This is a genomic window from Aestuariirhabdus litorea (assembly GCF_003864255.1).
In the GTDB taxonomy this organism is placed as follows: domain Bacteria; phylum Pseudomonadota; class Gammaproteobacteria; order Pseudomonadales; family Aestuariirhabdaceae; genus Aestuariirhabdus; species Aestuariirhabdus litorea.
In genome coordinates this window covers 888,521-911,879 of sequence record NZ_QWEZ01000002.1, presented here as the reverse complement: position 1 = coordinate 911,879, position 23,359 = coordinate 888,521, and the positions used below count along the sequence as shown (strand labels likewise).

23 protein-coding genes are annotated in these 23,359 nt (G+C 63.1%); 11 read left to right on the top strand and 12 right to left on the bottom strand.

Annotation, left to right across the window (positions count from 1 at the left end; all coding sequences use genetic code 11):
* Positions 1-108: 108 nt before the first annotated feature.
* Positions 109-1,110, top strand: coding sequence for a glycosyltransferase family 9 protein (locus tag D0544_RS14315; RefSeq protein WP_125017299.1), 1,002 nt, complete (start codon positions 109-111; stop codon positions 1,108-1,110).
* Here the strand turns inward: D0544_RS14315 and D0544_RS17205 are convergent.
* A complete protein-coding gene (locus tag D0544_RS17205; RefSeq protein ID WP_164880941.1) occupies positions 1,107-2,366 on the bottom strand; it encodes a hypothetical protein in 1,260 nt (419 codons plus the stop codon). The genes D0544_RS14315 and D0544_RS17205 overlap by 4 nt on opposite strands.
* A gap of 152 nt (positions 2,367-2,518) precedes the next feature.
* On the opposite strand from D0544_RS17205, the gene D0544_RS14300 reads away from it, so the two are divergent.
* Entirely contained in the window at positions 2,519-2,830 is a 312-nt protein-coding gene (locus tag D0544_RS14300; RefSeq protein ID WP_125017297.1) for a YkgJ family cysteine cluster protein, read from the top strand.
* A gap of 5 nt (positions 2,831-2,835) precedes the next feature.
* Here the strand turns inward: D0544_RS14300 and D0544_RS14295 are convergent, their stop codons facing one another.
* Positions 2,836-3,489 (bottom strand): glutathione S-transferase family protein, encoded by a 654-nt coding sequence (locus D0544_RS14295; RefSeq protein ID WP_125017296.1) that lies wholly within the window; start codon positions 3,487-3,489, stop codon positions 2,836-2,838.
* Positions 3,490-3,597: 108 nt separating this feature from the next.
* Between D0544_RS14295 and D0544_RS14290 the strand changes: the two genes are divergently transcribed.
* Both D0544_RS14290 and D0544_RS14285 read left to right on the top strand, forming a co-directional pair.
* Positions 3,598-4,005, top strand: a complete 408-nt coding sequence (locus D0544_RS14290) for a PaaI family thioesterase (RefSeq protein ID WP_125017295.1) — start codon at positions 3,598-3,600, stop codon at positions 4,003-4,005.
* Positions 4,006-4,158: 153 nt separating this feature from the next.
* Positions 4,159-4,812, top strand: coding sequence for a class I SAM-dependent methyltransferase (locus tag D0544_RS14285; RefSeq protein WP_125017294.1), 654 nt, complete (start codon positions 4,159-4,161; stop codon positions 4,810-4,812).
* A 17-nt stretch (positions 4,813-4,829) separates the two neighbouring features.
* Here D0544_RS14285 and D0544_RS14280 read toward each other — a convergent pair whose 3' ends face one another.
* Entirely contained in the window at positions 4,830-6,467 is a 1,638-nt protein-coding gene (locus D0544_RS14280; protein WP_125017292.1) for an ATP-binding protein, read from the bottom strand.
* A 52-nt stretch (positions 6,468-6,519) separates the two neighbouring features.
* Positions 6,520-7,302 carry a response regulator gene (locus tag D0544_RS14275; protein ID WP_125017291.1) on the bottom strand — a complete coding sequence of 261 codons (783 nt, stop codon included), beginning with the start codon at positions 7,300-7,302 and terminating at the stop codon, positions 6,520-6,522.
* Between the two features lie 146 nt (positions 7,303-7,448).
* Between D0544_RS14275 and D0544_RS14270 the strand changes: the two genes are divergently transcribed.
* The 4 genes from D0544_RS14270 to efp all read left to right on the top strand — a co-directional run bounded on the left by D0544_RS14270 (position 7,449) and on the right by efp (position 11,431).
* Positions 7,449-8,906, top strand: a complete 1,458-nt coding sequence (locus D0544_RS14270; protein ID WP_125017289.1) for a hypothetical protein — start codon at positions 7,449-7,451, stop codon at positions 8,904-8,906.
* A complete protein-coding gene (locus D0544_RS14265; protein WP_243647345.1) occupies positions 8,903-9,556 on the top strand; it encodes a vWA domain-containing protein in 654 nt (217 codons plus the stop codon). Before D0544_RS14270 ends, D0544_RS14265 begins: the two co-directional genes overlap by 4 nt.
* Before the next feature lie 125 nt (positions 9,557-9,681).
* Positions 9,682-10,857 (top strand): elongation factor P maturation arginine rhamnosyltransferase EarP, encoded by a 1,176-nt coding sequence (earP, locus tag D0544_RS14260; RefSeq protein ID WP_125017287.1) that lies wholly within the window; start codon positions 9,682-9,684, stop codon positions 10,855-10,857.
* Position 10,858: 1 nt separating this feature from the next.
* Positions 10,859-11,431, top strand: coding sequence for an elongation factor P (gene efp, locus D0544_RS14255; RefSeq protein ID WP_125017285.1), 573 nt, complete (start codon positions 10,859-10,861; stop codon positions 11,429-11,431).
* A gap of 115 nt (positions 11,432-11,546) precedes the next feature.
* On the opposite strand, the gene gcvP is transcribed toward efp, so the two are convergent.
* The 3 genes from gcvP to D0544_RS14240 all read right to left on the bottom strand — a co-directional run bounded on the left by gcvP (position 11,547) and on the right by D0544_RS14240 (position 16,417).
* Positions 11,547-14,447 carry an aminomethyl-transferring glycine dehydrogenase gene (gene gcvP, locus D0544_RS14250; protein ID WP_125017283.1) on the bottom strand — a complete coding sequence of 967 codons (2,901 nt, stop codon included), beginning with the start codon at positions 14,445-14,447 and terminating at the stop codon, positions 11,547-11,549.
* A 107-nt stretch (positions 14,448-14,554) separates the two neighbouring features.
* Positions 14,555-14,947 carry a glycine cleavage system protein GcvH gene (gene gcvH / locus D0544_RS14245; protein ID WP_125017281.1) on the bottom strand — a complete coding sequence of 131 codons (393 nt, stop codon included), beginning with the start codon at positions 14,945-14,947 and terminating at the stop codon, positions 14,555-14,557.
* A gap of 90 nt (positions 14,948-15,037) precedes the next feature.
* Positions 15,038-16,417, bottom strand: coding sequence for an L-serine ammonia-lyase (locus D0544_RS14240; protein ID WP_125018332.1), 1,380 nt, complete (start codon positions 16,415-16,417; stop codon positions 15,038-15,040).
* Between the two features lie 258 nt (positions 16,418-16,675).
* Here D0544_RS14240 and D0544_RS14235 point away from each other — a divergent pair, with 258 nt between their 5' ends.
* Positions 16,676-17,329: a helix-turn-helix domain-containing protein gene (locus D0544_RS14235; RefSeq protein ID WP_125017279.1), complete on the top strand. Its 654-nt coding sequence runs from the start codon at positions 16,676-16,678 to the stop codon at positions 17,327-17,329.
* Between the two features lie 11 nt (positions 17,330-17,340).
* On the opposite strand, the gene D0544_RS14230 is transcribed toward D0544_RS14235, so the two are convergent.
* Both D0544_RS14230 and D0544_RS14225 read right to left on the bottom strand, forming a co-directional pair.
* Positions 17,341-18,063, bottom strand: coding sequence for a polyamine aminopropyltransferase (locus D0544_RS14230; RefSeq protein ID WP_125017277.1), 723 nt, complete (start codon positions 18,061-18,063; stop codon positions 17,341-17,343).
* Between the two features lie 109 nt (positions 18,064-18,172).
* The gene (locus D0544_RS14225) at positions 18,173-18,583 is read right to left on the bottom strand and encodes a putative signal transducing protein (protein WP_125017275.1); all 411 of its coding nucleotides are present in this window, start codon (positions 18,581-18,583) and stop codon (positions 18,173-18,175) included.
* A 117-nt stretch (positions 18,584-18,700) separates the two neighbouring features.
* On the opposite strand from D0544_RS14225, the gene dbpA reads away from it, so the two are divergent.
* On the top strand, positions 18,701-20,080 hold the full coding sequence (gene dbpA / locus D0544_RS14220; protein WP_125017273.1) for an ATP-dependent RNA helicase DbpA: 1,380 nt from the start codon (positions 18,701-18,703) through the stop codon (positions 20,078-20,080).
* Positions 20,081-20,315: 235 nt separating this feature from the next.
* Here dbpA and D0544_RS14215 read toward each other — a convergent pair whose 3' ends face one another.
* Positions 20,316-21,551: a RidA family protein gene (locus tag D0544_RS14215; RefSeq protein ID WP_125017271.1), complete on the bottom strand. Its 1,236-nt coding sequence runs from the start codon at positions 21,549-21,551 to the stop codon at positions 20,316-20,318.
* Between the two features lie 818 nt (positions 21,552-22,369).
* Between D0544_RS14215 and D0544_RS14210 the strand changes: the two genes are divergently transcribed.
* Positions 22,370-22,579 carry a hypothetical protein gene (locus D0544_RS14210; RefSeq protein WP_125017269.1) on the top strand — a complete coding sequence of 70 codons (210 nt, stop codon included), beginning with the start codon at positions 22,370-22,372 and terminating at the stop codon, positions 22,577-22,579.
* 112 nt (positions 22,580-22,691) lie between these two features.
* Here D0544_RS14210 and arfB read toward each other — a convergent pair whose 3' ends face one another.
* Positions 22,692-23,108, bottom strand: a complete 417-nt coding sequence (arfB, locus tag D0544_RS14205) for an alternative ribosome rescue aminoacyl-tRNA hydrolase ArfB (RefSeq protein ID WP_207905889.1) — start codon at positions 23,106-23,108, stop codon at positions 22,692-22,694.
* Between the two features lie 6 nt (positions 23,109-23,114).
* Entirely contained in the window at positions 23,115-23,345 is a 231-nt protein-coding gene (locus D0544_RS14200) for a DUF1289 domain-containing protein (RefSeq protein WP_125017267.1), read from the bottom strand.
* Positions 23,346-23,359 lie beyond the last annotated feature (14 nt).

The window sequence follows — 23,359 nt, the reverse complement described above, 5'->3', positions numbered from 1 at the left end:
GCCCCCCTTACCCCACCCGACCCTTGGCGATAGCTGGATCAGAGGGGCAGGCCACGCCATTGGCTACACTAAGGACCTGTGCAGACCCCGCGCAACAGGGAGCCCGGCATGCGCCAGCTGATACTGCGAAACTTCCAGTCCCCCGGCGATATCCTTATGTTGACGGCGGCGGTGCGCGATCTCCACGCCCACTACCCCGGCCAGTTTCAGACCGATGTACGCACCCCCTGCCCGGCGCTGTGGGAGCACAACCCCTACCTCTGCGCCCTCAGCGAAAGCGACCCCGGGGTGGAGCTGATCGACTGCCAGTACCCCCTGATCAACCACAGCAACCAGCTCCCCTACCATTTTATCCACGGCTTTATCGACCACCTCAACCAGCAGCTGCAGCTGGCGATCAAACCGACCCGTTTCGGAGGCGACATCCACTTGTCGGCCGCCGAGCGTAGCTGGATCTCGCAGGTGCAGGAGCAGACCCGCGAGCCGCTCCCCTTCTGGGTACTGGTGGCGGGGGGCAAATACGATTTCTCCATCAAGTGGTGGGCCAGCGAGCGCTTTCAGCAGGTGGTGGACCATTTCCAGGGCCGTCTGCTGTTTGTTCAGGTGGGGGAGGCAAACCATCACCATCCCGCGCTCAGGGGGGTCCTCAACCTGCGGGAGAAAACCAACCTGCGCCAGCTGGTGCGGCTGGTGCACCACGCCGAGGGTGTGCTGTGCCCGGTGACCCTGGCGATGCACCTGGCGGCGGCGGTGGAGCCGCCTGCTGGGCGCCCCGGCAGCCGTCCCTGCGTGGTGGTGGCCGGCGGGCGCGAGCCGGTGCATTGGGAGGCCTACCCCCACCATCAGTTCCTGCACACCCTGGGGGCCCTGCCCTGCTGCAGCACGGGGGGCTGCTGGCGCTCCCGCACCCTGCCCCTGGGTGACGGTGACCCCAAGGACCATCCCGACCAGCGGTGCCTGGATGTGGTGGGCAGCCTGCCCCGCTGCATGGAGATGATCCGCGCTGCCGATGTGATCCGCGCCATCGACTACTACCTCGACGGAGGCCGCTGCTCAACCCTGAGTCCGGCGCAGGCGCGATGCCTGGCGCCGCTGCTTAGCGGCGGTTAGCGGGCGCGACAGACGCAGCGGTACTCCATCTCCTCGTTGTACTTGAGGCTACCACCGTGGATGATGCCGGCATCGGCCCAGTGCTCCTGCGACCCCTTGCGCCGCCACAGCAGAATACAACGCTTGCCCGGCGGACAGTGTTCGCTGCCCTTGCAGCGCACCCACCAGCCAAACCACCAGTGATACTCCACTTCGCAGTGGCCGGTCATGGGGGGCGGTATCACCACCTCCTCCGAGGCGCTGCTGGAGGAGGTACTCGGCAGCGGTTCGCTGGAGCTGCTGCTCGATGAGGGGGCGCTCGATGAGCTCAGCGAGCTGGAGGGGCCGGGGACAGAGGAGCCGGAGCTGGCCGGAGGCGGGGTGGGTGGCTCAGGCACCCCCGGCGGCAGCTCCGGCACCGGCGGCCAGATGGGGGGGATCGGCGGCGTGGTGCCGTGCACCCAGCGCCACAGCCACTGCCAGAAGGCGAGGAACCAGGGCAGCTCGAACAGCCAGGGGAACTGCAGCCCCAGCCAGGTCAGCCACACCAGAATCCAGAAGGCAGCGATGGCACCGAAACTGAGCAACCAGCGCAGCAATGTCCTGAGCCAACCCTCCCAGTCGATGCCGCTCCCACCACCGCCCCCGGAGGAGCTACTCGACGCCGAGCTGGTACTGCTGCCAGAACTGGTGCTACTGCCGGAGCTGGTGCTACTACCGGAACTGGAGGAGCCGCTGGAGCCCGATGAGCTGCTGGAGCTGGAGACGCTTGAAGGGCCACTCGAGCCGGAGAAGCCACTGGAGCCCGACGAACTGCTGCCCGATGAGCCACTACTGGCGCTGGAGCCCGATGGCCCGCCCGAGCTTGATGGCCCACTGGCGCTCGACGCACTGCTGGTCCCGGAGGGGCTGCTTGAGGAGAAACTGGAGGCCACCGGGGGCGGGCCGGCATGGCGGCAGAGCGCGCGGCCGAAATGGGGGTGCGCCGGGTCCACAATCTCGCCGCAGGCGATCGGGTTATCACGCCCCGCACAGCTGGCGGCATGGGGCGAATGGACGCCAAAGCCGCACACCGGCAGGTCGTGGATATGGTCGTGCTGGCCCGGGGGCGTCGCCGGGCCATCGCGATGGCGGCACAGCGCCTTGCCAAAATGGGGGTGCGCCGGATCGACGATCTCGCCGCAGGCGATCTCATCGCCGAATCCGCTGCAGCTGGCATCGTGGGGGTTGTGGGCTCCGAAGCCGCACACCGGAAGTTCATGAATATGGTCAGCCATGGCAGCCCCCCTTGGGCGACGATGGGGATCACTGCGGGAGATCGGGGGGGAGGGGTCACGCAAATGCGTATCGTTCCCAGTATAGCCTATCGACCGCGACCCAAGGCCTTCAATCGCGTTATACTGGGGCTCGCCTGCCCCCCAGAGACACGATGAACTCCCTCCCCGCCATACCACTCACCCCCGTGAACCAGTCCCCCATAACCTGCGAGAGCTGCCAGGCCTGCTGCTGCCGTCTTGAGGTGCTGCTGATCAGCGACACCGGGGTACCCGCGGAGCTGATCGCCAGCGACCGCTGGGGAGGGCAGACGATGGCCCGCCTCGATGACGGCTGGTGTGCCGCCCTGGACCGGAGCACCCTGCGCTGCACGATCTACGACCGACGCCCCCTGATCTGCCGCGAGTTCGCAGAGGGAGAACAGGACTGTATCGAAGCGCGCAACGGCAGGCTGCCGAGGGCTTAACCCCGCTACACCTCCTCCTCTTCGATCACCTCGCTCTCCTGCCGCGCCGCCTCGACCCACGCCTGCAGTGCGGGGTGATTCCACAGCTGCTGCTGGTAGCCCTGTGCCGGTTCGGGCAGCGCAACGCCGTAGCCCTGGAAGCGCACGGCCACGGGGGCAAACATCGCATCGGCGATGGAGAAGGCGCCAAACAGCCAGGGGCCATCCTCGGCAAAGCGTTCGCGACACTGGCGCCAGATCTTGGTGATGCGTTTGATATCCGCCTGCACAGGCGGCTCCACCACAAAGCCCTCAATGGTGCGGCGGCAGTTCATCGGCATGGAGTGGCGCAGGTTGGCAAAGCCGGAGTGCATCTCGGCGCACACCGAACGGGCCCAGGCCCGCACCCCGGAGTCCTGGGGCCAGCCGGCTCCCGCCAGATAGTGCTCGTTGACGTACTCGCAGATCGCCAGCGAATCCCACACCCGGAGTTCCCCCGCGGCCAGCACCGGAACCCGGCCCGCCCCCGACCAGCGCCCCACCGCCTCGGCAAAGTCCGGCGTAAAGAGGGGAATTCGCACCTCATTGAAGGGGATATCGAACTGGCGCAGCAGCAGCCAGGGTCGCAGCGACCAGGAGGAGTAGTTCTTGTTGCCGATCACCAGGGTCAGGTCTGTCATGGGAGGGTCACCTCGGTCGCCGATTTCCAGCCTCTCAGTATATGCCGAATTACCTCGACGCCCCATTCTATGGTACACATAGACCTCATTTTGACCGAGGCGCCCCCGATGACCGACCCCCAGCAGCTGAGCGACTTCCTGGCCAGCGAGTTTCCCCAGAGCCGCTGTACGCTGTTGTCGCTCGGCCCCCGCTCCGCCACCCTGAAGCACGCCGTGACCGAGGCCGACCTGCGCCCCGGCGGTACGGTGTCGGGTCCCACACTCATGGCGCTGGCGGATGTGGCGCTTTATGCCGCCATTCTCGGCGAGATCGGCATTGTGCCGCTGGCGGTCACCACCAGTTTCAGCATCAACTTCATGCGTAAACCCCGCGCCGACCGCGACCTGATCGGCGAGTGCCAGCTGATGAAGGTGGGGCGCAGCCTGGCGGTGGGGGAGGTCTCCCTCTACAGCGAGGGGGAGAGCGAGCCGGTAGCCCACGCGGTCGGCACCTACGCCATCCCGCCGCAGCGCTAGCCCTGACAGAGCTTGCCCGGGCGCTGGCCACCGCCCTGTGCTCATTCAGTGATCGATATTGGCGGCCCCAAGGCGTATGATGGGGGCTCATGGCATTTACCTTGCGCCCGCAAGCTGGCTGCTGCTTCTCTTCACGAATGCCGCAGGTTGCCTATGTCATCCCCCCGCGTACGTTACCAAACCCTCGAGTTTGGCCAGATCGATATTCACCTCCGCACCCTCAGGGACAATCAGGAGTACTCCGACCCCCTGGGCCGGGCTGCCCGCCTCGGCATCTCCTCCGCCCAGTGGTCGCTGTTCGGCGTGGTCTGGCCCTCGGGGGTGGTGATGTCCCACTACCTGCTCGACCACGACCTCGATGGCAAGCGTATTCTGGAGGTGGGCTGCGGTATCGGCCTCTCCAGCCTGCTGCTGAACCGGTTGTCCGCGGATATCACCGCTACCGACTACCATCCAGAGGCGGAGCAGTTTCTCAACGCCAACACCGATCTCAACCAGGATCAGCGCATCCCCTTCCGGCGCATGGACTGGAAGGAGACCCAAAGCTCGCTGGGAGAGTTCGACCTGATCATCGGCAGCGACCTGCTCTACGAAGAGGGGCACGCCCGGTTGCTGGCCGCGTTCATCGACCTGCACGCCGCCCAGGCTTGCAGTGTGATCCTCGTCGATCCGGGTCGAGGCAACCACAACAAGTTCCGCAAACAGATGGCGTTGAGCGGGTTCGCCTGCGAGCGCCAGCCGCTGGAGGACACCAGCTACCTTGAGAAGCAGTTCAAGGGCACCCTCTCCCTCTATAGCCGTCATTAAGACGGGCCGGCGGCACGCTAACGCTCAATGGAACGATAGCGCTCCTCGATGCGGCTGAGGTAGGTGTCACTGAGGCTAGCCTCCGCCTCGTCGTACTCAAACTGGCGATCCGCCAGCGGCAGGCTGACCTCGAAACAGACCCCCTCGCTGTCGAGAGGGATAAAGCTGATCTTGCTGGAACGTTTGCGCGCCTGCACCTCCAGCGCCCAGCGGGGTATCTGGGGGTGCTCCGGGTCCAGCCCCCGCACCGTTTCATTGAGGGAAAAATCGGTGAAGGCGTGGGTCTGTCCGCTGGAGCGTGCCGTGATCTCTACGCTCCGGATCGCCCTGCCCCGCTTCCACTCGAGGATGCGGGTAACGGACTCCTCCTCGCCCGAGGAGAGCCGGCAACTCAGTTTGTGATCCCCATCGAGGCCCACCTCCACCAGCTCGGTGACCACCTCGGCACCACTGAAGCCACTGCCCTCGAACTCGATGCGGATAGAGTAGCTGTCGTCCCGGTGCTCGACATTGTGGTGGCCCAGCGCCCCTTCGTAACCGTTGACGATCTCCTTCACGAAGTAGAGCCCCAGCCCCCTGCCATGCTGATCCCTGGCCCGGCGAGTGGTATAGCCAAGCTGGTAGATCTGCTCCGCCTTCGCCTCATCAATCGGGGGGCCGGGATTAAAGACCGACAGCCGCATCCGCCCCTCCTGCCTCGACAGCCGCAGCGCCACCTGCTGGTAGCGTTTAGCCGCCGGGCTGCTGGCCACCGCCCGGGCACTGTAGAAGAGGCCGTTTTTCACCAGGTTCTCCACCACCAGCACCAGATGGTTCTCGTTACCCAGCAGTTCACACCCCTTCTCCAGCTGGTAACGGAAGCCGCCGCCGGCCTCCCCCGAGCAGAGGCTGTCCTCCCGCTCAATGATCGCGTCTAACTCCGTTTCCGCCATCAGCGGGCGCAACGCCCGCAGCACTGCATCCTGCGCCATAAAGGTGGGTCGATAGGGCAGCTCCGACGGCGCCTGTTGCGCCGCTTCGGGCCCGGCCTGCTCTCGCTGCAGCTGGGCCTGGTAGTAGTACTCCTCGCACTCGCACAGCTGGTTGTTGATATGGAGCGCGATGTTGTCTGCGGTGGAGAGGTCCAGCAGGTCCCACAGGTAGTTGAGGCTGGTCAGCGCCTGCGGGTAAAGAGGCTGCTCCGCTGCCTGGTCGCGGGCATGCTGCAGCGCCATCACCAGCTGGTCGTAACAGATGATCCCGTTGTGGCGCACCTCGGCGGCGATGCCCTTGAAGTGCAGGAACTTCTCGTCGTATTCGATGTACTCCAACAGCCGGTCACTGATAAAGAGCTTGAGCTTTTCGGTCTGGTTGGAGTAGCTGTGGGCCTTGTTCTGCAGCTGCTTTTTACTCTCCTTGAGGCCGGCCACCTGTTCCTCCATCGCCGCCATCGCCCGCAGCAACCGTTGCTGGCGCCCGCAGAAGCGCCGCACCTCCACCCACACCAGCAGAAACACCGAGGCCATCATCACCAGCGGCAGAGGCCACTCGAATAGCCCCTCGGGTAGCCGATAAAAATTCGCGAGCGACGGTTGCGCCAGCAGATAGAGGTAACCACACAGCACCATCAGCAGCAGCACACTCAGCCAGGGAAATGATAGACGAGGATATTTCATATTGAGAATTCCAGGGGGTAATTGGTGAGCGCGTCCAGGCAAAGACGGGCGTTCAGGGAACCCAGCCGTAGGCACCCAGGTCACCAAAGGTGACGATGCCTCGACCACTCTTGCAGCGTTCAATAAAACTTCCCTGCTGCCCCTCCGCCAGGTCAAAGGCATGGCGCAGGGTCTTGATATGCTGGCGGTAGTTGGCATAGGAGAAGCGTTCGGGGTCGGCGTTGAGCAGCTCTGCCATCCGTTCGGTGCCAATGCCACGGGGCGAAGCCTGCACCAGCTGGCGCAGGATCTTGCGGGGCATGGGGGGCAGGGGACGCTTGGGGTTGGCCGGGTTCATGAGCCGGGTACGGCGCCAGTACACCTCCCAGCGAATCAGGTCGAGGGAGAGCTCGCCACTGACCAGGGTATCGGTCGGACCCTGTCCCGCCATGGCCCGCTGGCGCAGGATCGCCTTGATACGCCAACAGAGTACCGCCTCGACGTTGCGCTGGTGCTTGGCGATAAAATCCTGGGTGCTGGCCTGCTCGAATGCCTGCCCCTCAATACCGGTGCCGCTGTGTTCCGACAGGTAGATGATCGGCAGCTCCGGCCACTTGCGCTGCAACGCCCGCGACACCAGGAAGCCGGCCTGATCGTTGCCCTTCATGCGAGCATCGAGAATGGCGATGTCGGGCATCTGCTCGACGGTCATCTCGCCAATCCGCTGTTTGGCCGCCTCGGCAAAGCGGAACAGCAACAGGCGATTCTCACGGCCGTCGAAATCGGTCTCCTGCAACACCGGCGTGAACTTATCGATCCAGTGGCTCTGGTCTTCAACCCAGAAAAGTGTCGCCATCGCCCCAACTCACTCTGTGATTATTATTGTTTGGCTTCTCACCGATTTTTCACCGGCGCCCGGTATAACTCTCTGCAGGCGGCTCGCCCGACCTTCCCGGTCGCAGTCTCGAGCCTCGGATGCACCTTAATTTGTGGAGAAGCACCATGCTAACCGACGCCCTGATTATCTGGCCCCAACAGCCCAGCCTGTCGCTGGCGGTGTGGATGGCCATTGTCATTGTGGTGATGTACCTCGGACGTCACCCCTCCCATCAACTGCTGCAAACCAGCGGCCGTAGCCTGCACCGCAGCCTGCGCCTCTGTGCCCGCGCTCTCAACCTCTGGCAGGCCAGCCTCGCGGCCCGCAATCGGGCCATTCTGCTGGCCGATGGCGAGGCCCATTGCCAGCGCGCCATCGAACGCGAATTCGTGCGCATCAAAGGCATCGTCACCCGCGATCTCAGCCATTATCCCAACCTGCATCGCCAAATCAGCGATACAGTCAGCAAAATCGAGCAGGACTACAACAGCACCATCGAGGCGCCCCCCTCCCCTCCGGCCTGGCTGGAGGTGGTGGCCACGGTGGCGGCCATCCCCCGCAACGGCGACCCCGCGGTGGCCAAAATCCTCGACAAGATTCACGACACCGTCAGCGATGCCCACGAGGAAACCCTGGAGGCCTACCGCAAGAAGAGCCAGCAGTCCCATACCCGGCTGAGCCGCCTGCAGCCGCTGTGGCGCCGCGCCCTGAGCGACCTCGATAGCGTCAAGCGCAACATCGACGGACTCGAGGCCCGCGCCGAGGCGGTCGACCAGCAGATGCAGCGCTACGAGCAGATTCGCAGCGGCAGCGAGGCCGCCCTGCAGCGCCTTACCACCTCCTCCCTCACCCAGTTCTTCATCTCCGCACTGGTACTGGTCATCGCGGTGCTGGGGGGGCTGATCAACTTCCAGCTGATCGCCATGCCGATGTCGGAGATGGTGGGCGGCACCAGTTACATCGGCGCCATGAAAACCTCCGACATCGCCGCCCTGGTGATCATCATGGTGGAGATCGCCATGGGTCTGTTCCTGCTTGAGTCCCTGCGTATCACCCACCTGTTCCCGGTGATCGGCTTACTGGACGACACCCTGCGCCGGCGCATGATCCTCATTACCCTGCTGATTCTCACCCTGCTCGCCTCGGTTGAGGCCTCGCTGGCCTACATGCGCGACCTGCTGGCGCTGGACCGCGAAGCCCTCAAGCAGTCGCTGGCCGGCGCCGGGGTGGTGGAGGCCAACTTCCGCTGGATCCCCTCAATCGGCCAGATGGTAATGGGCTTTATCCTGCCCTTCGCCCTCGCCTTCGTGGCAATCCCGCTGGAATCCTTTATTCACTCGCTGCGCTCCGTGCTGGGGCTGGCGGGCCAGGGGCTGCTGCGCGCCCTGGCGGTGGTGGCCCGCCTGCTGGGCAACCTTGCCAGCCACCTGTGCAAGGTGCTGATCCACCTCTACGACCTGGTGATCATGGTACCGCTGAGCATCGAACGCCTGCTTCTCAAGCCACCGCGCAGAGGCCCTCACCAAGGCGCCGCCCAGGCAGAATCCATCGAACTTCACGAGCAACAGGGAGCCGAATCATGAACCGCAAACTGATGAGCATTACTCTTCTTGTGCTGCTGCTTAGCGGCTGCGGCGAGCCGCGGCCCGAGCACCGCGCGGTCTACCTGCTGATGGACACCTCCGGCACCTACACCCGTGAGCTGCAGAAGGCCCAGGGCATCATGAACTACCTGCTGGCCACCCTCGACAGCGGCGACTCCATCGCCGTGGCACGCATCGACAGCGGCAGCTTCAGCGAGAAGGATATCATCGCCAAAGCCACCCTCGACGAGCGCCCCAGTACCGCCAACCAGCAGAAGCGGGTGTTCAAGCAGCAGCTCGACCGCTACGTCAACGGCCTCAGCCGCGGCAGCCGCCACACCGACATCACCGGCGGCCTGATGCAGGCGACCGAGTTTCTCAACGAAACCGCCGCCGGCGAGCGCTACGTGCTGATCTTCTCAGACCTCGAGGAGGACCTGGCCAAGGGCCATATTCGGGATTTCCCCATCGAGCTGGGCGGAATCCGGGTGGTGGCCCTCAACGTCACCAAGCTACGCAGCGACAACATCGACCCCCGCGACTACCTCCACCGCCTGCAGAACTGGGAGAAGCGGGTGGTGGACGGTGGTGGTTACTGGCAGGTGATCAACGACCTCGAGCGCCTCGACCGCCTGATCGCCGAGCGCTGATGCCGACGCCGGCCCTTAACGCGCCCCCGTCGGGGCGCTTTGTCTTGCCCGCGAAAAGAACAGAGGCAAATCCCCCGCACCTGCGCCATAATCGCGCCCATCTACCGCCCTCAGGCAGGAACGCTATGCACCCCCGCTGGGATATCTTTTGCCGCGTGATCGACAACTTTGGTGACATCGGGGTCTGCTGGCGCCTGGCACGCCAGCTGGCGGCGGAATACGAGTTGGAGGTACGCCTGTGGGTCGATGAGCCGGCAATTTTCTTCCGCCTCTGTCCCGAGGCCGCACAGGCGCCGCTTCCCCGTCGTATCCAGGGGGTCCAGGTCCACCACTGGACAGCCGACTGGGTACCGGTTACCCCGGCAGACCTTGTGATCGAGGCGTTCGGCTGCACCCTACCCAGCGCCTACATCAAGGCGATGGCACTCCGTCCCACCCCGGTGCTGTGGATCAACCTCGAGTACCTCAGCGCCGAGTCCTGGGTGGAGGGGTGCCACGGCCTGCCCTCTCCCCAGGGACCGGGGCTCTACAAGTACTTCTTCTTCCCCGGTTTCAGCGAGCAGACCGGCGGCCTGCTGCGCGAATCAGGCCTGATCGAGGCGCGACAGCGTTTCCAGCAGGGCAGCGGCGAGCGCGACGCCTTCCTCGCCCGGCTGGGCATCCAACCCGCCCCCGACGCCCGCCTGATCTCCCTGTTCTGCTACGAAAATCCGGCCCTGGCCAGCTGGCTCGACCAGCTCGCCAGAGACCCCCAGCCCAGCCTGCTGCTGGTTCCCGAGGGACGGGTGGTGGCCGATATCGGGTGCTGGCTTGGAAGGCTGGCCCCGGCGGTGGGTGAGTGCCTTACACGGGGCAACCTCAGCCTGCAGCTGCTCCCCTTCCTGAGCCCCGAGGACTACGACCACCTGCTGTGGAGCTGCGACCTCAACCTGGTGCGGGGGGAGGACTCCTTCGTCCGCGCCCAGTGGGCCGGCAAGCCCTTTTTGTGGCAGATCTACCCCCAGCAGGAGGGGGCGCACCTGGTCAAGCTGGAGGCCTTTTTGCAGCGCTATACCCAGGCCCTCGACCCGGCCGCCGCCCGAGCCCTCGAAGCGCTCTGGCAGGCCTGGAACCAGGGCCAACCGATGGCCGAATCCTGGTCGGCCCTGCAACCCTACAGCCCCCGACTGGCGGGCCATGCAGAGCAATGGAGCCGGCAAATAGCGGGGCAAAAAAATAGTTGTGCGGCCCTAGTGCAGTTTTTCAAAAACTGGAGTAAATTCGCGCCCGGCAGTACCCCATCCCCCTTTTCCGGATCCTAATATGAAAACCGCACAAGAGATGAAGTCAGGCAACGTTGCCCTGATCGACGGGCAACCCTGGCTGATTCAAAAGACCGATTACACCAAATCCGGTCGTAACAGCGCCATCGTCAAGATGAAGCTGAAAAACCTGCTGTCAGGCTCCTCCACCGAAACCGTCTACAAGTTTGACGACAAACTGGAGCCCGTCATCCTCGACCGCATCGAGGTGACCTACTCCTACTCCAGCGACAACCTCTACGTATTCATGGACGAGGAGTTCAACCAGTACGAGCTCAACGCCGAGGACCTGGAGGCGGTGCTGCCCTTTATCGTCGATGGCATGACCGATATCTGCACCTCCGTCTTCTTCGAAGGCAAGGTGATCTCAGTAGACCTGCCCACCACCATCGTGCGCGAGATCGCCTACACTGAGGACTCCGCCCGCGGCGATACCTCCGGCAAGGTGATGAAGCCCGCCAAAATGAGCAACGGAACCGAACTGAAAGTGGCCGACTTTTGCGAAATCGGCGACTGGATCGAGATCGATACCCGCACCGGCGAGTACCGCTCCCGCGCCAAGGCCCCCGCCTGATCGGCGAGCCCAGCGCCCACAAAAAAGCCCGGCCTTTTAAAGCCGGGCTTTTTTGTTACGGGTGTCCCGCATGACAGGCGCCACCTCGAAGGGTGGCGCCGGGTCAGTGCATGGCTCAGTCCCGATAGCTGTCGATTGAGGGGCAGCTGCAGACAAAGTTACGGTCGCCGTAGACGTTGTCGATGCGGTTGCTGCTGGGCCAGAACTTGCTTTCACGCAGCCCCGGCACCGGGAACACCGCCTGCTCGCGGCTGTAAGCGCGATCCCAGTCGCCCACCAGGTCGGCCTGGGTATGAGGCGCCCGCACCAGCGGGTTATCCTCCAGGCTCCACTCGCCGCTCTCCACTCGCGCAATCTCGCCACGGATGGTGACCATCGCCTCGATAAAGCGGTCCAGCTCCACCTTGGATTCCGACTCGGTGGGCTCGATCATGAGGGTGCCCGGTACCGGGAAGGACATGGTGGGGGCGTGGAAGCCGAAGTCCATCAGGCGCTTGGCGATATCCTCCTCACTGATGCCGGAGCGCTCCTTGAGGGGGCGAATGTCGATGATGCATTCGTGGGCCACCCGCTGGTTGCGACCGCGGTAGAGCACCGGATAGTGAGCCGACAGCTGCTCCGTCAGGTAGTTGGCGTTGAGGATCGCCACTTCGGTGGCGCGCTTGAGCCCCTCGCCGCCCAGCAGGGCGCAGTAGGCCCAGGAGATGGTGAGGATGGAGGCGCTGCCGAAGGGGCTGGCCGAAATGGCACCCATCTCCGCCCTGGGCCCGGCAATCGGGCTCACCACGTGGTTAGGCAGGAAGGGGGCGAGGTGGCTCTTGACGCCGATCGGTCCCATGCCCGGGCCACCACCGCCATGGGGGATGGCGAAGGTCTTGTGCAGGTTGAGGTGGGAGACATCGGAGCCGATCAGCCCCGGCTTGGAGAGTCCCACCTGGGCGTTCATGTTGGCGCCATCCATGTAGACCTGGCCACCGTTGGCGTGGATGATCTCGCAGATCTCCCGTACCCCCTCCTCGAACACCCCATGGGTGGAGGGGTAGGTGATCATCAGGCAGGAGAGATTCTCGCGGTGGGTCTCGGCCTTGGCGCGCAGGTCGTCGATATCGACGTTACCCTGCTCATCGCACTCCACCACCACCACCTTCATCGCCACCATGGCCGCCGATGCGGGGTTGGTGCCGTGGGCGGAGCTGGGGATCAGGCAGATATCGCGGTGCCCCTCGCCGATGCTCTGCTGGTAGTTGCGAATCGCCAGCAGGCCGGCGTACTCGCCCTGGGCGCCGGAGTTGGGCTGCATCGACACCTTGTCGTAGCCGGTGATCTCCACCAGCATCGCCTCCAGCTGGTCGATCAGCTGCAGGTAACCGCCCACCTGGTCACGGGGCGCGAAGGGGTGGATATTGGCGAACTCCGGCCAGCTCAGGGGCATCATCTGTACGCTGGCATTGAGCTTCATGGTGCAGGAACCGAGCGGGATCATACCGTGGGCAAGGCTGAAATCCTTGTTCTCGAGACGCTTGAGGTAGCGCAGCATCTCGGTCTCGGAGTGGTAACGGTTGAACACCGGGTGGGTCAGGATGGGGTCACGACGACGCAGTTCGGCGGGGATCCCCGCTGCAGCGGCGGCACTGATGCTGGCATCGAGGGTCGCCACGCTGAGGCCATGGTCTGCCCCCAGCAGGATCGACCACAGCTGCTCGATATCAGCGGCCTGGGTGGTCTCGTCGAGACTGATCCCCAGGCGGTCATCGCCGACCGGGCGCAGGTTGACCCCCTGCTCATAGGCCCGCGCCAGGATCGCGGACTGCTGCTCGCCCACCCGCACGCAGAGGGTGTCGAACCAGTGGTCGGACTCCAGGCTCAGGCTGGCCGAGGCGCGAATCCCCTGCGCGAGGATGCTGGTCAGGCGCAGCACCCGTTCGGCGATGCGCTTGAGCCCCACGGGTCCGTGGTAAACCGCGTAGAAGGATGCCATATTGGCCAGCAACGCCTGCGCAGTACAGATGTTGGAAGTGGCCTTCTCGCGGCGGATGTGCTGCTCGCGGGTCTGCATGGCCATGCGCAGGGCCGGGGCGCCATTGGCGTCGATCGACTGGCCGATGATGCGACCTGCGGTGGAGCGCTTGTAGCTGTCGCGGGTAGCAAAGAAGGCGGCGTGGGGGCCACCGAAGCCCATGGGCACGCCGAAGCGCTGGGCCGAGCCAAACACCACATCGGCCCCCATCTCCCCCGGCGACTTCAACAGCACCAGGCTCAGCAGGTCGGCGGCCACCGCCACCAGCGCCTTGCGCTCGTGGGCCAACTGGATCAGGGGTTCGATATCCTCCACCGCACCGGTGGAAGCGGGGTACTGCAGCAACACCCCGAACGCCTCCTCCCCGGCCAGCAACTCGGCCGGATTGCCCACCACCACCTCGAAGCCGAAGAACTCGGCGCGGGTTTTCACCACATCGATGGTCTGGGGGTGCAGGTTATCGGCCACCACAAAGCGCTGGCTCTTGCTGCGGTTGGCACGCTTGAGCAGGGTCATGGCCTCGGCAGCGGCGGTTGCCTCGTCGAGCAGGGACGCGTTGGCCAGGTCCATGCCGGTCAGATCCATGGTCATCTGCTGGAAGTTGAGCAGCGCCTCCAGGCGGCCCTGGGCGATCTCCGGCTGATAGGGGGTGTAGGCGGTGTACCAACCGGGGTTTTCCAGCACATTGCGCAGGATCACGTTGGGTACCAGGGTGTTGTAGTACCCCATGCCGATGTAGGACTTATTGACCCGGTTTTGCGCGGCCATCCCTTTCAGGGTCTCCAGCACCTGGGCCTCGCTCAGCCCGGCAGGCAGCGCCAGGGGCGCCGGCAGGCGGATCGACTCCGGCACCGTGCCATCGATCAGGGACTCGAGGGAATCCTCACCCAGCGTCTGCAGCATATGCTGCATCTGCTGGGCATCGGGACCAAGGTGGCGTTCGCTGAAGGCCTGGGGGTGGGTCAGCGAATCAAGGGTGGCGGGCGTAGGGGCATTCATAAGCGATCCTCTCAGGGGGCCGGGGCCATTAAGGGCATGCAGGGCCGTTAAGGGTGGGTGCCATCGGGGCAGTGGGGGCGGCCACTCGGGGTGACCGCGACCAGGGCTTAGTGGCTTTCGGCCACCAGGTCGGCGTAGGCGGCGGCGTCCAGCAGCTCGGCCAGATCGACGCCATCGGCGAGGCGCAGTTTGGCGATCCAGCCGCCGCCATAGGGTTCCTCGTTGACGGTTTCGGGGGCATCCTCAAGGGCATCGTTGACCGCGATCACCTCGCCGCTCACCGGGCTGTAGATATCGGAGGCCGCCTTGACGGACTCCACCAGGGAGAATTCCTCCCCCGCTTCCACCTGCCGCTCCAGCTCGGGCAGCTCCACGAACACCACATCGCCCAACAGCTCCTGGGCATGGTCGGTGATCCCCATGGTCACGGTGCCGTCACCGTTATCGAGTACCCACTCGTGGCTTTTGGTAAATCGTAGATTGTCGGGAGTATTGCTCATGGTTAAGTTCCTGAAGTTAAACAGTAAAAGTGAAGTGTCGATCCCGCCCGACAGTGGGCGAGGTCGTTGAAAGCGAAAAGGGGTACAGCATCAGCAGGCGACCACATTGACCGCCAGTCCACCCTCGGCGGTCTCCTTGTACTTCTGCTGCATGTCGGCGCCGGTCTGGCGCATGGTTTCGATCACGCTGTCCAGTGGCACCTGGTGCGAACCGTCCCCGCGCAGGGCCAGGCGGGCAGCGTTGACCGCCTTGACGGCGCCCATGGTATTGCGTTCGATGCAGGGCACCTGTACCAGCCCGGCGATGGGGTCGCAGGTGAGCCCCAGATTGTGTTCCATGCCGATCTCGGCGGCGTTTTCAATCTGCTCGTTGCTACCCCCCATGACCGCGGCCAGGCCGGCAGCGGCCATCGAGCAGGCCACCCCCACTTCGCCCTGGCAGCCCACTTCGGCAGCGGAGATGGAGGCGTTTTTCTTGTACAGCATACCGATGGCGGCGGCAGTGCAGAGGAAGGTAAAGATCCCCTGCTCGTTGGCGCCACTCATAAAGCGGTTGTAGTAGGCCAGTACCGCAGGGATCACCCCGGCGGCGCCGTTGGTGGGGGCGGTCACCACCCGCCCTCCGGCGGCGTTCTCTTCATTCACCGCCATGGCGTAGAGGTTGATCCAGTCCATCACATTGAGGGGATCGCGCATGGTGGCCTCGGGACGCGCGACCAGCTCCTCGCGCAGGCGGTGGGCGCGCCGTCGCAGCCCCAGCCCGCCGGGCAGCTCGCCCCGCTCACGACAACCCCGCTCGATGCTGGCCTCCATCACCTGCCAGATCTCCCGCAAACGCGACTCCACCTCATCGGCGGAACGCATCGCCCGCTCATTGGCCAGCACCACCCCGGCGATACTGAGGCCGGACTCGCGGCAACGCTGGAGCAGCTCCAGACCGGTTTCAAAGGGGTAGGGAATGGGATGGTTGAGCATCGCTGAGCGGGGCTGGGCGATCTCATCCTCGCACAGCACAAAGCCCCCTCCCACCGAAAAGTAGCGTCGTAACAGCTGCTGGATCCCGGCGCCATCAAAGAGCTCGAAGCAGAGGCCGTTGGGGTGTTGGGGCAGGCTCTCCCCAAACAGGAAGCAGAGGTCACGGGACTCATCGAAGGCGACCGGCCATTGTCCTCCCAGTCGCAGCGAGCGCTCGGCACGGATACGCTCCAGCAGGGGGGCCACCGCATCGGGGTCGATGCGGTCGGGGCACTCGCCACTGAGCCCCAACAACACCGCCGTGTCGGTGCCGTGTCCCTTGCCCGTCATGGCGAGGGAGCCGTACAGCGACACTCGCACCCGCGCACTCTGCGCCAGCAGGCCGAGGGCTTCGGCATACGCCAGAAAGCGGTGCGCCGCCCACATCGGGCCAACGGTGTGGGAACTGGAGGGGCCAATACCAACCTTGAACAGGTCAAACAGGCTTAGGGACATCATCGTGCTCCGTGCGTTGGCGGGATCGCCTAAACGCGGGTTGCTGCAGACTCTGCGGGAATTATACGCCTGAGAGAAACCCTATCAACTTTTATTTCCTATAGGAAACATATAACCAAAAAGTAGATATTTCCCTGGAAACCCCGAATTGGTCGCCCTCCCCTCTTGGTGTATTCTATAAACCAGCCTTGTGCAGCCGATGCAACGGCCAACACCATCGAACATCCGTTTACTTTAGGAAACCTGGGAATACTGGCGATGCCGGACCACGACAACCCATCGTCCATACTGGAGCAGGAGCGCGAGATCGAGCGCGAAAACCAGCGGGACAGCCACCCCCAGGCCGAGAGCCAGGTCACCGAGCTGCAGCTGGGCAAAAGGGTGCGGGAAATCCGCCTCAGCCACAACCTCACCCTCGAGGAGGCCAGCCAGCGCACCGGCCTGGCCCGCTCCACCCTCTCCAAGATCGAGAACGAGCAGCTTTCTCCCACCTTCCAGGCGGTGCAGAAGCTGGCCAAGGGGTTAAACATCGATATCCCCCAGCTGTTCGCCACCACCCACGAGAGCCGTAGCACCGGGCGCCGCGATATCACCCGCGCCGGCGAGGGGCGAACCCACCCCACCCCCACCTACGAACATGAGATCCTGGCCAGCGCCCTCACCAACAAGCGCATGCTGCCCTACAAATCGATCGTGCGCTCACGCTCCTTTGATGACTACCCCAACTGGGTACGCCACGAGGGGGAGGAGTTCCTGCTGGTGCTGAGCGGCAAGGTGCGATTTTTCAGCGAGTACTACCAGCCGGTCGACCTGGAGGCAGGGGACAGCAGCTACTACGACGGCAGCATGGGCCACGCCCTGATCTCCATCAGCGATGAAGACGCCGAGGTGCTCTGGGTCACTTCCAGCTAGTCGGCACCGCCTCAGGCCCGGGTCGCTACGTAAACCGTGTTGGTGGATTCCTGGGCCCGGTAGGGGTTGGGGAAACGCACAATGTGGGAGGCACAGTTGCCAAACACCGATCCCAGTAGCGCCTCGAACTCGGGCTCGGGGGGATCGTTGGACCAGAGGGCAAAAACACCCCCCGGATTGAGTTTGGCGGCCATCGCCCGCAACCCCTCTAATGAGTAGAAGGCCCCGTTACCGGGGTTGAGCCAGTGGCTGGGAGCGTGGTCAATATCGAGCAGGATGGCGTCCACGGGGGTGGAGCGGTCGCTGCCGTCGAAGCCCCGCCCGGGATCGGTGGCCACCGCGAAGAAATCGGCGAGCACCAGGCGGCAGCGGGGGTCCTCGGTCAGGGTCTTGCCCAGGGGCACCAGGTGACGCCGGTGCCAGTCGATCACCGGGGCCATCACATCCACCACCAGCAGCGACTGCACCCGCTCATCCTCCAGCGCGGCGGCGGCGGTGTAGCCCAGCCCCAGCCCGCCGACCACCACCTGCAGGTCACGGCCCTCCAGCGCCGCCAGCCCCAGGCGCGAGAGCTGGATCTCCGCCTCCGTGAACAGGCTCGACATCAGCCACTCATCGTTCAGCTTAACCTCGTAGAGGGTGATGCCATCGAGTCGCGGCTCAACGCGCTTGCGCAGGCTGATATCCCCCAACGGGGTGTGCTGGTAGTCCAGCTCTTCAAACATCAGGCTCATAGGGGGAGTCCGTTAGCAACCGGTGAGGGCCACCACTTTACCACGTTTTTACCTTACCCCGGGCAGGGGCATTGGATCGCGGAGGGCATCGCGGGCCGGTCACCCACCCCTAACGCGGCGGCAGGTAGGGCTCCACCGCCCCGCAGTCGCGGCAGCGCAGGCTGTGGGGGGCGGACCAGCCGATCCGCCAGCTCAACAACACCAGAAACAGCGAGGTTTTATGGCCATAGGGCTCCAGGTGCGGGCTACCACAGCCCTGGCAGCAGGGGGAGGGTGGGTCGGGAAGTTCGAGCCCGGCTTCCAGCTCACAGGAGAGGTCCTCGGCGAGGATCGAGCGCGCCTGCTCCAGATCCTCCACCACCACCTGTACCTTGACCCCACCGAGGGCGTCCGAGTAAAGCCATTGCATGTTGATGGTGTGCTCGTCGGCCACGTAAGCCTCAATGCCCTGGGCCTGCAGGCGGGCGCGGGCGATCTGGGCTTCGTAGGGGAAGGAGTAGCGTGCAACGGTCACCAGCATAGTGAAATCCTCCTTCGTCCATTTTAGCAGCTGCCTGCCCCTTTACAGATATCCGCAATAAGGCTTTAGCCGCGACTCTGCTACAATGGCGCCTTCCCTACCCTGCCAGAGCATCCCGTGTCCGATACCGCCTTCTCCCGCCTGCCGCTGCCACCAGCGCTGCTCACCACCCTGCAACAGCTTGACTACCTGCAGATGACCCCCATCCAGGCACAGGCGATCCCCCACGCCCTGGCGGGCAAAGACCTGATCGCCCAGGCCAAAACCGGCAGCGGCAAAACCGCCGCCTTCGGCATCAGCCTGCTGCTGCGACTCAAGCCACCGATGTTCCGGGTGCAGGCGCTGGTGCTCTGTCCTACCCGCGAACTCAGCACCCAGGTCGCCAATGAGCTGCGGCGCCTGGCCCGCTTCCAGCCGAACCTGAAGATCATCACCCTCTGCGGCGGCCAGCCGATCGGCCCCCAGATCGGCTCGCTGGAGCACGGTGCCCATGTGGTGGTAGGCACGCCCGGGCGTATCGCGGACCACCTGCGCAAAGGCACCCTGCAGCTGGATGCCGTCTCCACTCTCGTACTGGACGAAGCCGACCGTATGCTCGACATGGGCTTTATCGAGGCGATCGAGGGGATCATCGAGGCGATCCCCGGGCAGCGCCAGACCCTGCTCTTCTCCGCCACCTACCCAGATGAGATCCGCACCCTGAGCACTCGCTTCCAGCGGCAGCCGGTCGAAGTCAGTGTGGAGTCGGTGCACAGCCACAGCCAGATCCAGCAGTGGCGCTTCCCGGTGGATAACCGCAACAAGAACCCGCTACTGGTCAAACTGTTGGGTCACTACCGGCCCGCCTCCTGCGTGGTGTTCTGCAACACCAAGCAGCAGTGCGAGGAGGTGTGCAGTTACCTGACCCAGAGCGGTTACAGTGCGGCCCCCCTGCACGGCGACATGGAGCAGAAGGCGCGCGACCAGGCACTGGTGCTGTTCGCCAATGGCAGCTGCTCGATCCTGGTTGCCACCGATGTGGCCGCCCGCGGACTCGACATCAGCAACCTGGCAGCGGTGGTAAACTTCGACCTGCCCCACAGCGCAGAAACCTATGTGCACCGCATCGGGCGTACCGGCCGCGCCGGCAGGGAGGGGCTTGCCCTCAGTCTCTACGGCGACCGTGAGGGCCACCGGGTGAAGGCGATCGAGGAGTATTTCGGACAGCCGCTGCCCCTCGGAGAGCTGCAGGAGTTGCAGGAAGAGGAGGCACCCCTGGTGGCGGAGATGGTCACCCTCTGCATCGCCGGTGGCCGCAAGGACAAGGTGCGTCCCGGCGATATCCTGGGCGCCCTGACCGGTGAAGCCGGTATCGACAGCTCAGAGGTGGGCAAGATCAATATCCTCGACCGAGTGGCCTTCGTGGCGATTCGCCGCAACAGCGCCAACCGCGCCCTGGGTCGATTGATCAACGGCAAGATCAAGGGCCGTCGCTTCAAGGTTCGCATCGTCCAGTAGCGGCCACCGATGCGGATGGATTGAAGCGCCTGCCGCAAGCCACCTGAGCCACAACCCCCCTTAGCGATCATTTCTCACATTGTGACGGCAGCGCCTGCCCCTGACTAAAAGGGCAGCGCGATAAACCCGACGAGGTATCGCGCTGCCCTCAAGCATCCGGGCGCAGGCGGGTGGCCTGAACACCCGTAGTTTCACGATGCCATCAAAACGCCTGATAGCACTGGCATCACCCGCCTTAGGCTGGCGGCGTACCTTCACAGTTGGAAACAACGGCGTCCATTTGTACCAGAGCATTCATCGGAATGGCCGCAACCCCGACCACCGTTCTCGCGGGAAGCTCCCCCTTAAAGAAGCTGGTATAGACTTCGTTGACCGCATCCAGGTCATCGATATTTTTAAGCTGGATATTGACCTTAACGGTATCGTCAATAACGTGATCGACACTTTCCACGATCGCCTTGATATTGTTAAGGCATTGCCGGGCCTGCGCCTTTATATCACCCGCGACCATTTCACCCGTTGCGGCGTCCACAGGTAATTGAGCGGCAATATGGTTGTAATGAGAAAAAGCAACCGTGTGCGAGCAGGGTGCCTGGGGCGCATTTTGGGTATTGCTGGCCTCTATGACGATAAGACGGCTGTCTTCGGGCAGCTGAGGCGGCGTACCATCTCCGTGTGACACCACGGTATCAATTTGCACCAAAGCATCCATAGCCAGCCCTGAAACGTTAACGATGGAACGGGCTGGAACATAGTTCGGAAAAAAGCTCGCACAGACTTCGTTGACCGCATCTATATCGGAGATATTTTTAACAAATAGGGTGGTTTTAACGATATCGCCCATGACATGGCCGATACTTTCCAGAACCGCTTTAATGTTGCTCAAGCACTGAGCGGTCTGCTCCTTTACCCCACCCGCAACCAGTTCGCCGGTAGCGGGATCAATCGGCAGCTGCGAAGAGAGATTGTTGTAATGGGAGAAGGCAACCGTCTGGGTCGATACTGCACTTATAGGGGCAGCATCCGTATTGCGGGAAACCTTTACCAGCGGACTGGGTGCCTGGGGTGCAGTACCCTCACCGTTTGAAATCAGTGCATCCATTTGTACCAATGCACCCTGCAGCGGCAGGGCAGCGACGGCAACGGCCGTGCGGGTAGGAAGAGCCTCCTTGAAGAAGCCTGTATAAACCTCGTCGACTGCAGCAAGATCTGAAATATTCTTAACGAATACCGTGATTTTAACCACATCGTCCATAACATGGTCGATGCTTTCGACGATGGCTTTAATGTTTTCCAGACACTGCTTTGCCTGCGCCTTTATACCACCGGCAACCAGCTCACCCTTTTCAGGGGTAAGCGGGAGTTGCGCTGAAATATTGTTGTAGTGAGAAAAAGCCACCGTTTGAGTGGATACGGAACTCAGGGGGGCATTCCCCGTATTTCTGGACACTTTAATGATGTTGGCACTCATATCCGCATTTCTCCTATTTGAGACCCTGTTTTGACGCGGCCTTCGGTTGACCGGGTTTACAATGAATCTCAGGTGAGGCCCAAAAACCCTGCTCTACGAACCTCCATGCAAAGGATCAGATCAGGGCCTGGGTTCATAATTAAATTGCTTGGGGGCAATTTGGGTTGTTTACATAGCGTTGCTCTATCCGCATCACCAATACAGCCTCCCCGGACCCCTATCCGGGCAGGGGAGATATAAAAATGTACGGGCAATATCGAGATGCTTGCTTGAAGTAAAAAACAACAAACCGACACCTGGCCGGTGCAACCGGGCGACCATCACGGCAAGGTAAAACTCAGGGTGTAAACCATTGAACCGCGTTAAGTGGGCAAACATTAGATCGAGTCGATCAACATTCAAACCGGTTTTCCAGGCCGAATCAGCAAGTAATGATGTGCGTCATAGAAGCTTTCATCCGGCATACCGGATAGTACCTAGCCCCTTGCGCAGATGCGCCATAGTGCGGGGTAAAGCCCTTATAGGCCCAGGGTTTGGGGGGGTCGACAAAACCCCGGCCTGCGTTTTCGTGGAGGGGCGAAAAAATTTCGGTTGGGGCAGGAGGAACATCCTGTCATGCTCAACCCCGCGCATTAAAAAATGCCGGGGGCGATCGAAGCGAAATAGCCCAGCGCTAAATCGAGAGTTCATTTCACACCCGCAGCGGTATCGTTTTTCAGTCCCGACACCTCCTGCCCATACTCAGCACCTGGCCGGTCCCGTTCCGAGCCCGGTTCAACCCTTTAACCAGAGATCCCGGATCTCTGCGATGGAAAAACATGTCCAGTAAAGAGTTTTTACTTCAACGCATCTGTGCGTACGCCAAACAGCCGATCAACCCCGATGACGACAAGCAGGTAAGCACTTTGCTCAAAGAGCAGTTTAATATTCTGCTGCCGCAGCGCAGAGACTTTAACCAATCGCTGCAGGATGCCACCAGCGATCACGAAATTCTCAGGCTGCTGGTTCAGTATCGGCTAATGGATTAATACCCCGGAGTTAAAGGGCTGCCATGCACAGGCACCCACTCGCTGTTCAATGCGCTCCCCGGTAACGGCTAAGCGGTACACCCGGATACCCCTCCCGACCTCGCCAGCGCCGCTACCACTCCTTCTTACTGCGCCCCGACTTGATCGCCGAGCGCTGGGATTTCTGCTCCAGCCGTCGCTGCTGGGAACCGCGGGTGGGCTTGGTGGCGATGCGGCGCTTGGGAGTTTTGACTGCATTCTGGATCAGCTGCTGCAGCCGCTCGAGGGCATCCTCGCGGTTGCGCTCCTGGGTGCGGTGCTGCTGCGCCTTGATCACGATCACCCCTTCCCGGGAGATACGGCTGTCGCTCAGCGCCAGCAACCGCTCCTTGTAGAAGGGAGGCAGCGAGGAGGCGTTAATATCGAAGCGCAGGTGGATCGCCGTCGATACCTTGTTAACGTTTTGGCCGCCTGCCCCCTGAGCCCGCACCGCAGTAACCTCCCACTCGCTGTCAGCGAGGACGACCGTATTGGAGATCACCAAAGGCACAGCGACTCAGGCGCTCCGGGACTGTTTGATCGCCTGCAGGGCGCTGTACTTCTTGAGTGCCTTGGTGCGGATCACCTCCAGAAACTCCTCCGGGTTGTCGTACTCCATGCGCTCCATAAAGTCGACCAGCTCCTGCACCAGCGCCTTGCTGCCGTTGATCTCTTCCCGTGAGCGACCGCAGCCGCTGCACACCGGCTCATCCTTGACACACTCACTGATGCAGGGGGAAAACTTCATACTCAACTCCAACC